This is a genomic window from Streptomyces sp. S3(2020) (assembly GCF_013044505.1).
Taxonomy (GTDB): domain Bacteria; phylum Actinomycetota; class Actinomycetes; order Streptomycetales; family Streptomycetaceae; genus Streptomyces.
On sequence record NZ_JABERD010000104.1, the window covers coordinates 23,559 to 33,515 of the forward strand.

9 protein-coding genes are annotated in these 9,957 nt (G+C 72.0%); 5 read left to right on the top strand and 4 right to left on the bottom strand.

Translation table 11 applies throughout. From position 1 onward, the window contains the following. Nucleotides 1–130: 130 nt before the first annotated feature. The 3 genes from HLK59_RS28680 (at nucleotide 131) to HLK59_RS28690 (ending at nucleotide 2,325) form a co-directional block, all read left to right on the top strand. The gene (locus HLK59_RS28680; protein WP_171144434.1) at nucleotides 131–700 is read left to right on the top strand and encodes an SAV_6107 family HEPN domain-containing protein; all 570 of its coding nucleotides are present in this window, start codon (nucleotides 131–133) and stop codon (nucleotides 698–700) included. Nucleotides 701–880: 180 nt separating this feature from the next. Then, nucleotides 881–1,651, top strand: a complete 771-nt coding sequence (locus HLK59_RS28685; RefSeq protein ID WP_171144435.1) for a methyltransferase — start codon at nucleotides 881–883, stop codon at nucleotides 1,649–1,651. Between the two features lie 278 nt (nucleotides 1,652–1,929). Beyond that, nucleotides 1,930–2,325, top strand: a complete 396-nt coding sequence (locus HLK59_RS28690; RefSeq protein ID WP_171144436.1) for a DUF3040 domain-containing protein — start codon at nucleotides 1,930–1,932, stop codon at nucleotides 2,323–2,325. A 178-nt stretch (nucleotides 2,326–2,503) separates the two neighbouring features. On the opposite strand, the gene HLK59_RS28695 is transcribed toward HLK59_RS28690, so the two are convergent. The 4 genes from HLK59_RS28695 to HLK59_RS28710 all read right to left on the bottom strand — a co-directional run bounded on the left by HLK59_RS28695 (nucleotide 2,504) and on the right by HLK59_RS28710 (nucleotide 8,072). After that, on the bottom strand, nucleotides 2,504–4,903 hold the full coding sequence (locus HLK59_RS28695; protein ID WP_171144437.1) for a DUF3488 and transglutaminase-like domain-containing protein: 2,400 nt from the start codon (nucleotides 4,901–4,903) through the stop codon (nucleotides 2,504–2,506). Next, the gene (locus HLK59_RS28700) at nucleotides 4,900–6,276 is read right to left on the bottom strand and encodes a DUF58 domain-containing protein (protein ID WP_171144438.1); all 1,377 of its coding nucleotides are present in this window, start codon (nucleotides 6,274–6,276) and stop codon (nucleotides 4,900–4,902) included. Before HLK59_RS28700 ends, HLK59_RS28695 begins: the two co-directional genes overlap by 4 nt. Beyond that, nucleotides 6,276–7,304 carry a MoxR family ATPase gene (locus tag HLK59_RS28705; RefSeq protein WP_171144439.1) on the bottom strand — a complete coding sequence of 343 codons (1,029 nt, stop codon included), beginning with the start codon at nucleotides 7,302–7,304 and terminating at the stop codon, nucleotides 6,276–6,278. Before HLK59_RS28705 ends, HLK59_RS28700 begins: the two co-directional genes overlap by 1 nt. A gap of 240 nt (nucleotides 7,305–7,544) precedes the next feature. After that, entirely contained in the window at nucleotides 7,545–8,072 is a 528-nt protein-coding gene (locus tag HLK59_RS28710; RefSeq protein ID WP_206327700.1) for a carbonic anhydrase, read from the bottom strand. A 378-nt stretch (nucleotides 8,073–8,450) separates the two neighbouring features. On the opposite strand from HLK59_RS28710, the gene rsmH reads away from it, so the two are divergent. Next, nucleotides 8,451–9,407, top strand: a complete 957-nt coding sequence (rsmH, locus tag HLK59_RS28715; protein ID WP_171144440.1) for a 16S rRNA (cytosine(1402)-N(4))-methyltransferase RsmH — start codon at nucleotides 8,451–8,453, stop codon at nucleotides 9,405–9,407. A 60-nt stretch (nucleotides 9,408–9,467) separates the two neighbouring features. Continuing rightward, nucleotides 9,468–9,957: septum formation initiator family protein (locus HLK59_RS28720; RefSeq protein WP_171144441.1), on the top strand; the 490-nt coding region annotated here is incomplete at its 3' end.

Consider the following 9,957-nt stretch of genomic DNA (forward strand, 5'->3'; position numbering starts at 1 on the left):
GGTCAGTGCAAAAACTAACCCGAACCTTCGATCGAAGCAAAAGTGCAGGTCAGAACGGATTGTCAGTGCCATACCTCACGATGGGCACATACGGCCACAACGCCGTCACGCAGACGACAGGAGGTTCGTCATGGCCAGCTATCACGCAGCAGCCGCCCGTCGGCGCCGTGCCACCGGTCCTGCCCCCTCACTGACTGGCCCGGCGAGCGACGTGCACCCCGTGCTCCGCCGGACCACGGCCCCGCCCGCCGCACTCGACCTGCTCGCCCAGGCCCGAGCCGGACTCGACGAGTCCGCCGTCCTGGAGACACCGAACGAGCGCTACGCGACCGCCCACCTCGCCGCCCTGCGCACCGCCGCCGCCGTGCTCGCCGCGCGCGGGCGCCCGGAGCCCTCGACCCGACGCCGGGCCAAGATCCGGAGCGCCTGGGAAGTGCTCCCCGAGATAGCGCCCGAGCTCGCCGAGTGGAGCGCGCTCTTCGCCGCCGGCGCCCGGCGCCGCGCGCGTGCCGAGGCCGGCATCCAGGGCGCGGCCAGCCGCCGGGACGCCGACGACCTCATACGCGACGTGGCGATGTTCCTGCGCCTCGTCGAACGGATGCTGGTCCTCCAGCCGGTCCTGCCCCAGCCCCGCCAGGACACGGACCGGCCGGAGCCCGACGACCACGACAGGGGCCGGGACATGCCGGACGCCGGCTGATCCCTCCCGAGCGGGTGCCGTCTCCCGAGGTCCGCTGTGTGAGACGTGCGTCCGGGCGGCATGCCGTGATGGTGGGGCGAGGTGACGGAGGCAATAGGGTGGAGGGCGCCTGAAGCCTTCCTTCTCCGGTACCCCGGACGGGGAGGGCAGCCCGTTCGCCCCGCCGAGGAGTCAACTGCCGTGTCGGACCCCCTGCGACCCCGCGCCTCTCTCCGTACCGCCGTGGTCTGGGAGGTCCTCCAGGACGCCCTCGCACGGCGGGTCAAGGCCACGGGCCGGGACGCGCTGGACGTCCTCGACACCGGCGGCGGCAGCGGCAACTTCGCCGTGCCCGTCGCCCGCCTCGGCCACCGCGTCACCGTCGTCGACCCCAGCCCCAACGCGCTGTTCGCCCTGGAGCGCCGTGCCGCCGAGGCCGGCGTCGCCGACCGGGTGCGCGGTGTCCAGGGCGACGCCCACGGTCTCTTCGACGTGGTCGAGCGCGGCGCCTACGACGCGGTGCTGTGCCACGGCGTCCTGGAGTACGTGGACGACGCGTCCGAGGGCGTCCGCAACGTGGTGGCCGCCCTGCGCTCCGAGGGAGTCCTGAGCCTGCTCGCCGCGGGCCTCGGCGGCGCCGTGCTCGCCCGCGCCCTCGCCGGCCACTTCAAGGAGGCCAAGCAGGCGCTGGAGGACCCGCACGGACGCTGGGGCACCGGTGACCCTGTCCCGCGGCGCTTCACCGCCGACCAGCTCACCGAGCTGGTCGAGGGCGCGGGCCTCGTGGTCGGTGCCGTGCACGGCGTGCGGGTCTTCGCGGACCTGGTTCCCGGAGTGCTGGTCGACACCGAGCCCGGAGCCCTGGAAGCCCTGCTCAAGCTGGAGGAGGCGGCGGCCGAACTCCCCGCCTTCCACTCCGTGGCCACACAGCTTCACGTGCTCGGTGAGACGCGAGGGACCGTCGAGGCCTGAGGCGGCTCTCCTGGTGCAGCGCTGATCAGGGACTTGGGTGCAGATGGAGTACGCCACAGGCCCCCCGATCGGGCGCCCAGCGCCGTATGATCGAGGGAGACCGTCCGGCATGACGGGTCGGCCGCTGGGGAATGCAAGATCTAGCGGGCCGGGACGTTCATGGCGGAATCCCGGTTGGCCAATTGGCGTAGAGGGGCGGGTTTCACGGGGGCGATTCCCTGCCTATCCTGAAGGGACCCCCCGGGTCGCCCCGGCGACTGCACGATGAGGAGGACTCCGTGCCGCTCTCGGAGCACGAGCAGCGAATGCTCGAGCAAATGGAGCGAGCGCTGTACGCCGAAGATCCCAAGTTCGCGACAGCGCTTGAGGGAAGCGGGCTGCGCACGTACACCCGGCGACGGGTCTACCAGGCGGTCGCGGGCTTCCTCGTGGGTATCGCGCTCCTCATGGCAGGAATGGTCGCCAAGCAGGTCTGGCTCAGCGTGGTGGGCTTCCTCGTCATGCTGGGCTGTGCGGTACTCGCCGTGACCGGCTGGCGCAAGGCTCCCAAGCCGGGCGAACAGCCCGCGGCCGGTGCCCCGCACGCGCGCCGTCAGGCCAGGCAGAAGCGCTCCATGATGGACCGTATCGAGCAGCGCTGGCAGAAGCGCCGCGACGAACAGGGCGGCCATTAGCTCGACCAGCAGCTGATGCGTGAGGGGGTGACCGCCCGGGAGGCGGTCACCCCCTCACGCACGCCCTTTTCACTGTGCCGATCGTCTCTTCGGTGATCACCCGATCCATGGCTTCGACCAATGGCCGAGGCCCCGACCCGCTCGCACGGGTCGGGGCCTCAGCCGTTCGTCCGGGGGCTCAGCCCTCCTGGCCCGACGGCCGCCTGCGCAGCGTCGGCCTGGCCGCCGCCACACGGGCCGCCACACGGGCCGTCACGCCGGTCCACCACTCCGAGAGCGCCCACACCACCCGTACGGTGGAACGCGGGGCGAAGATCGCCCGCAGCTCCGTACGCCGGGTCACCGGGTCGGCCAGTCCGGCGATCGCCCGCCGGACGTCCTCGGCCAGCCCCGCCGTCGGGCGTGGCCGCGGCGCGTAGAGAACCTGCTCCACCGCGTCCGCCACCCGGTGCACCGCGTCCGCGGCCGTCGGATCGAGATGTCCCAGTCTGACGATCCGCGCCGCCGCCTTGCGCGGGGTCTGCGAATCGTCCGGCAGGATCCCGAAGTCCCACGCCGTGTCGGTCAGTTCCAGCCAGACCGCCAGGGTGTGCAGCGCCGCGTCCGCCTCGCTGCGGCCGTGTGCCCCCAGCCGTACCGCCCGGGTGCGCCGACGCCACAGCATCGGCGCCAGTGGGATCGCCAGCGCGGCGAGCCCGCCGAGGACCCAGGCGAACACGACGGTCCACTTCGGACCACCGCCGCCGGTGACCGGCAGGGCCGCGGCGGACTCGCTCGGGCACGCCTCCAGCTTCTTCTGCTCCGCCGTGCAGCTCTCGCTCGCCGAGGGGGCGGTGGAGGGCGCGGCGCTGGCCGACCGGGAGGGGACACCCGGGTCGGGCAGGTTGCTGTTGGGGCTGTCCGTCTGCGTGTACGCGGGCTGGGTGCCCCGGGTCGGAGTCGGCTCGAAGCGGGTCCAGCCCACGCCCTCGAAATACAGCTCGGGCCAGGCGTGGGCGTCCCGCAGCCCCACCGTCACCGTGCCGTCGGCCTCCGGTGTACCCGGCGCGAAGCCCACCGCCACCCGGGCCGGAATGCCGAGGGTGCGGGCCATCGCCGCCATCGCGAAGGAGAAGTGGACGCAGAAGCCCTGCTTGTACTTCAGGAACCGGGCGATCGCCTCGGAGCCGGAGCCGACCTGCACCTGGGTGTCGTACTGGAAACCACCGGTCAGCGAGAAGTACTCCTGGAGCTTGACCGCCTGCTCGTAGTGGTTCGCCGAGCCCTGGGTGACCTCACGAGCCGTCTTGGCGACCACCGCCGGCAGCGAGTCCGGGACCTCGGTGTACTCACGCCTCAGGGCCGCCGGCGGGGCCGGAGCCGCCGCCAGCTGCTCGGCCGTCGGCTGTACGACGAGGCTCTTGACCTCGTACGTCGCCCCGCCCGTGGTCTGGTCGTGGTCGCCGACGAGGGTCATGCCCTCAGGCTCGTAGCGCCAGTCCCCGTCGATCTGCACACCGCTGGGCGGGTACGGCATCGGCAGCCAGTCCTGCCGGTAGTCCTCGGCGGCCGTGACAGTGGTCGTGATCTCGGCGCGCCGGATGTCGGCACCGAGCCCGACCGGGGTGGGGAACTCGTCCGGCACCTTCTCGATGTTGCGCTTGGACGGCTTCCAGGTCCGGCCGTCGAAGTCGTCCAGCGACACGATCCGCAGATAGAGGCTCCCCTGGTCCTCGGGATCGGTGCGCAGGGACAGGACCTGGCGGTCCTCGTCCACGTTGAGGTTGTCGCGCAGGGACACCAGCGGGTTCACCGCGGAGATGGTGCCGCCGCTCCCGCTGCCGCCGCCCACACCCGCCCCGGTGCCGTCCAGAAGGCCGCCGTCCATCGCGGGCAGCGCGACCGGTACCACCAGGGCGAGCCCCAGCGCGACCGCGCCGATGCGCCGCCCGGTGCGGACCGGCGCCACCATGCCGGGCTCCCCGCCCGGGGTGCGCGGAGCCCCGCCGAAGACCCGGCCCCACTGGGAGAGCCGGTCGCGTCCCTCGGCCAGCAGCAGCATCAGATAGCCGGCCGCCGCGACCAGGAACCACAGCCAGTCGGCGCCGCCGTCGGACAGACCCGCGGCGACGGAGTACAGCGCCAGCAGCGGCAGCCCGGCCGGAGCCGCGCTGCGGAAGGTCACCGAGAGGGTGTCCACCGCGAGACCGATGACCAGCACACCGCCGATGATCATCAGCCGGATGCCGTCGGACTCCAGCGGTGCCGGGATCGCGTATCGCGCGACATCGTCGCCGCCCTGCTGGAGCAGATCGGCGAACCGCTGGAACGCCTCCGGACCCGGGACCAGCCCGGCGACCGCCTGCTCCCGGGCGAAGACCAGGGTCAGCATCATCAGCGTGACCAGGGCCTGCGCGGCCACGGTCAGCGGCCGGGCCAGCGGCACCCGCCGGGTCGCCGCGCCCACCAGCGCCTGGACGCCGAGCAGCAGGGCCGCCTGAAGGATCCACGAGGCCGGTTCGACCAGGGGCAGCAGGGCGCAGGACGCCATCAGGGTGGCCGCCCAGGCGCACAGCGCCAGTCGTGCCCGCCCGCTCATGTGCGTGCCCCCTCACTGCCCGGTCCGTTCGGCGCACCGATGCCGGTGCGCTCGCGGTCCGCCTGGCGCCACAACTCGGTCAAGGCGGCGCCCCGCGGCACGCTCAGTACCGTCCAGCCCGCCTCACGCAGCATCCGCAACCGCTCCTCGCTCCTGTCCAACGGCCCGGCCACATCGGTCGGTTCCCGTCCCCAGCCGCCGCTGTCCAGCAGGAAGGCGACCGCGCCGCCACTGCGCTGACGCATCTTGGCGGCCACCGCGGCCTGCTCCTCGTCGAGGTCGCCGAAGAAGGCGATCAGCAGCCCCTCGTTGCCCCCGCGCAGCAGGTCGTACGCCCGGGACAGACCCGTGCCGTCGGAGTGGTCGATCACCGCGAGGGTGTCCATCATCAGCCCGGCCGCGTCCGCCGACTCCTGGCTAGCGCCCGCGAAGCCGTCCGCGCCCTCGCCGGGCACCGAACTGCCGGTGTCCGTCAACAGTCTTACGGAGAAGCCCCGTTCGAGCATGTGGACCAGCGCCGACGCCGCGCCCGACACGGCCCACTCGAAGGCCGAGTCGGGGCCCGCGCCGCGGAAGGCGAGGCCCCGGGTGTCCAGCAGCACCGTGCAGCGGGAGCGCTGCGGCTGCTCCTCGCGGCGCACCATGAGCTCGCCGTAGCGCGCGGTGGAACGCCAGTGGACACGGCGCAGATCGTCGCCGTAGCGGTACCCGCGCGGGATGACGTCGTCCTCGCCGGCCAGGGCGAGCGAACGCTGCCGTCCGTCGCCGTACCCCTTCGCCTCGCCGCTGAAGCGCACCGGCGGCAGCGGCTCCACGCGCGGGATCACCGTCAGGGTGTCGTACGAGGAGAAGGACCGGGTCAGCTCGCACATGCCGAACGGGTCGGTCAGGCGCAGCTGGAGCGGGCCCAGCGGATAGCGGCCGCGCAGGTCGGAGCGGACGCGGTAGGACACCTCGCGGCGGCCGCCCGCCTCGACCCGGTCCAGCACGAAGCGGGGGCGCGGGCCGAGGACGTAGGGCACCCGGTCCTGGAGCATCAGCAGACCGGTGGGCAGCCGCGAGACGTTGTCCATCCGCAGATGGACGCGGGCCTCGCTGCCGGAGGGCACGCGCGCGGGGGAGAGCCGGCGGCTGCCGGCCACCCGGTAGCGGGTGCGGTAGAGCACGGTCGCGCAGACCAGCGGCAGCACCGCGAGGAGCAGGCCGACCCGGAGCAGATCGCTCTGCCCCAGGACGTACGCGCAGATGGCGGCGGCGATCCCGGCGGCCAGGAACGAGCGGCCGCGGGTCGTCAGACCGGCCAGCGCGGCGCGCACCCCACCCTTGTCGCCCCGGTCGGCCTCGCTGTGGCCCGGCCCGGCGGCGGTGGTCATCACAGCCTCCGCGGCGGCTGCTGGCCGTATGCCTGGGTGCCGTGCCCGAGTCCGACGCCGCCCTGCTGCTGGGGCACCGGGGTGCGCTGAAGGATCTCCTGGACCACCTGCTCCGAGGTGCGCCGGTTGAGCTGGGCCTGGGCGGTGGGCAGCAGCCGGTGGGCCAGGACGGCCACGGCGAGTGCCTGGATGTCGTCCGGCAGCGCGTAGTCCCGGCCGCTGAGGGCTGCGGCCGCCTTCGCCGCGCGCAGCAGATGCAGCGTCGCGCGCGGGGAGGCGCCGAGTCTCAGGTCGGGGTGGGTGCGCGTGGCGGCGACCAGCTCCACCGCGTACCGCCGCACCGTGTCGGCGACGTGGACGCCGCGGACGGCGTCGACCAGCTTCACGATGTCGTGCGCGTGCGCCACCGGCTGGAGGTCGTCCAGGGGGCTCGCCCCGCCGTGGATGTCGAGCATCTGCAACTCGGCCTCCGCGCTGGGGTAGCCGATGGAGACACGCGCCATGAAGCGGTCGCGCTGGGCCTCCGGCAGCGGGTAGGTGCCCTCCATCTCGACCGGGTTCTGCGTGGCCACCACCATGAACGGGCTCGGCAGCTCGTACGTCTGCCCGTCGATGGTGACCTGCCGCTCCTCCATGGACTCCAGGAGTGCGGACTGGGTCTTCGGCGAGGCGCGGTTGATCTCGTCGCCGATCACGATCTGCGCGAAGATCGCACCCGGCTTGAACTCGAAGTCCCGGCGCTGCTGATCCCAGATGGACACACCCGTGATGTCCGAGGGCAGCAGGTCGGGCGTGAACTGAATACGCCGCACCGAGCAGTCGATGGACCGCGCCAGTGCCTTCGCGAGCATGGTCTTGCCGACGCCCGGAACATCCTCGATCAGAAGATGCCCCTCGGCGAGCAGTACGGTCAGCGAAAGCCGTACGACCTCGGGCTTGCCCTCGATCACACCCTCTACCGAACTGCGGACACGCTCCACAGTGGCAGTCAGATCTGTGAGGCTCGCTCGATCGTCATAGGTCGTCACCCGGCCCTCCTCGGCCCGTTCTTTCTCCGGGCCGACGCTCTGCGTTGCGGACCGGCCCACCCCGAATCACGGACACCGTACGGAATACGTTCCGCGCGACGTCCATCCCCGCATTCTTGCTGCCGTTACCGATTCGTGTCACTCGCCTGTGGACAACTGCCTGCGATATGTCGGGGCTTGCGACCTTTTGGGCACCCCTGAACCGGAAATCAACAGGAGAACGACAGCTTCGGCGGTGGGTCAGGAGGGGTCGATCTCGCGCAGCAGGCCCGTCTTCACGTCGAAGACGAACCCGCGGATGTCGTCGGTGTGCAGCAGGAAGGGGTTGGTGCGCACCCGCTGCATGGACTGGCGTACGTCCTGGTCGACGTCCCGGAAGGACTCCACGGCCCAGGCCGGGCGCTGGCCGACCTCCATCTCCAGGTCGGTGCGGAAGTCCTCGGTGATCTGTTCCAGGCCACAGCCGGTGTGGTGGATGAGGACGACGCTGCGGGTGCCGAGCTTGCGCTGGCTGATGGTGAGCGAGCGGATCACGTCGTCGGTGACCACGCCGCCCGCGTTGCGGATGGTGTGGCAGTCGCCGAGCTCCAGGCCGAGCGCCTTGTGCAGGTCGAGACGGGCGTCCATGCAGGCCACGACGGCGACGTGCAGGACGGGACTGGCGTCCATGCCGGGGTCGCTGAAGGCGGCGGCGTACCGCTCGTTCGCCTCGACGAGGCGGTCTATGACCGCGTTGGCGGCGGTGGATGCGGAAGTCGTCATAGCCATGACGGTACTGGTCACGGCGTTTCCGGTCCTGTTGTGAGAAGGGAAAAAGAGCGTTATCACGTGCTCACTGTGAGGTAACCCACAAGAGTGAGGAAGTGCCTTCCGCGCCGGGCCGCGACGCGCAGGCCGGTTGATTGACCGCGAGTCACCGTGGACTAAAGTGACGCGAAGCGGGAGGCGAGGTCTCCCTGCTGGACTGAAATCCCCAGGAGAAACCGGCCAGGTCGCCGGATCTCCCCACGTGCGCGGCGCGCACGTACGGCTCGGCCTCCTCCCGCTCCCGGCCGGCTGACGCTTCCGGCGCCGGCAGGCCCTCCCCTTCACGAGCGGACGGGGACCCGGCGGTGCGTACCGCCCCGCCGGACCTGAGAGGGCCCCTTGAGCCAGAGTCGACATGTCCCGGTGATGCTCCAGCGGTGCCTGGACATGTTGGCCCCCGCCCTGCAGGCCCCCGGAGCCGTCGTCGTCGACTGCACGCTCGGCCTCGGCGGCCACAGCGAGGCACTGCTCCAGCAGTTCCCCGAGGCCCGGCTCGTCGCCCTCGACCGCGACAAGGAGGCCCTGCGCCTGTCCGGCGAGCGCCTCGCGCCGTACGGGGAGCGCGCCACCCTCGTCCACGCGGTCTACGACGAACTGCCCGAGGTACTGGACCGGCTCGGCCTCCCGCGCGTGCAGGGCGTCCTCTTCGACCTCGGTGTCTCCTCCATGCAGCTCGACGAGGCCGACCGCGGTTTCGCCTACGCCCAGGACGCCCCGCTCGACATGCGCATGGACCAGACGACCGGCGTCAGCGCCGCCGAGGTCCTCAACACCTACCCGGCCGGTGAACTCGTCCGGATCCTGCGGGCGTACGGCGAGGAGAAGCAGGCCAAGCGGATCGTGTCCGCGATCGTGCGCGAGCGCGACAAGGAGCCGTTCACGAACAGCGCCCGGCTCGTCGAGCTGATCCGGGACTCCCTGCCGCAGGCCGCCAAGCGCACCGGCGGCAACCCGGCCAAGCGCACCTTCCAGGCCCTGCGCATCGAGGTCAACGGTGAGCTCGCCGTCCTGGAGCGGGCGATCCCGGCCGCCGTACGGGCCATCGCGGTCGGCGGGCGGATCGCCGTCCTGTCGTACCACTCGCTGGAGGACCGCCTGGTCAAGCAGGTGTTCGCGGCCGGTGCCGCCACCACCGCGCCCCCCGGGCTGCCCGTCGTCCCCGAGCAGTACCAGCCGCGGCTCAAGCTGCTCACGCGTGGTGCCGAACTTCCCACGGAGGAAGAGGTCGCCGAGAACCGGCGGGCGGCGCCCGCGCGGTTGCGCGGAGCCGAGCGGATCAGGGAGGCGCTGGAATGACGGACACGAGGGGGCCGGGGCGCGTGAGCGAGTGGGGAAACCGGACTCACTGGAGGTGCGGTGAGTAGGAAACCTGAACTCAAGGGGCGGGCCGCTCGTCTGGCGCGGCTCTTCCCGACCGCGGGGGGCCGGGGACAGGCCGCCCGCACCCCGTTCGTACTCCTCGTCGTCCTGCTGCTCGGCGGTGGTCTCATCGGGCTCCTCGTGCTGAACTCCGCGCTCTCCGAGGGGTCGTTCAAACTCGACGACCTCCAGAAGGAGACCAAGAGCCTCACCGACCAGGAGCAGGCTCTCCAGCGCGACATCGACTCCTACTCCGCCCCGGACGCCCTCCAGCGCCGCGCCCGTGAGCTCGGCATGGTCCCCGGCGGCGACCCGGCCTTCCTCGACCCCGACGGCACCGTCAAGGGCGTCCCGGGCGCCGCGCCCGAACAGTCCGCGGCCCAGGCCGTACAGCCGCCCGAGGCGATCGTCCCGCTGGCCGTCACTTCGGCACCCCCTTCGCCGTCGGCCCCCGCCACGCCCTGGCCCTTCAACACCACCGCCCCCG

Bases quoted from the DNA above. Each gene is read 5' to 3' on its own strand.
- HLK59_RS28680 (WP_171144434.1), top strand. From the start codon at position 131: ATGGCCAGCTATCACGCAGCAGCCGCCCGTCGGCGCCGTGCCACCGGT.
- HLK59_RS28695 (WP_171144437.1), bottom strand. From the start codon at position 4,903: ATGAGCGGGCGGGCACGACTGGCGCTGTGCGCCTGGGCGGCCACCCTG.
- HLK59_RS28700 (WP_171144438.1), bottom strand. From the start codon at position 6,276: ATGACCACCGCCGCCGGGCCGGGCCACAGCGAGGCCGACCGGGGCGAC.
- HLK59_RS28710 (WP_206327700.1), bottom strand. From the start codon at position 8,072: ATGGCTATGACGACTTCCGCATCCACCGCCGCCAACGCGGTCATAGAC.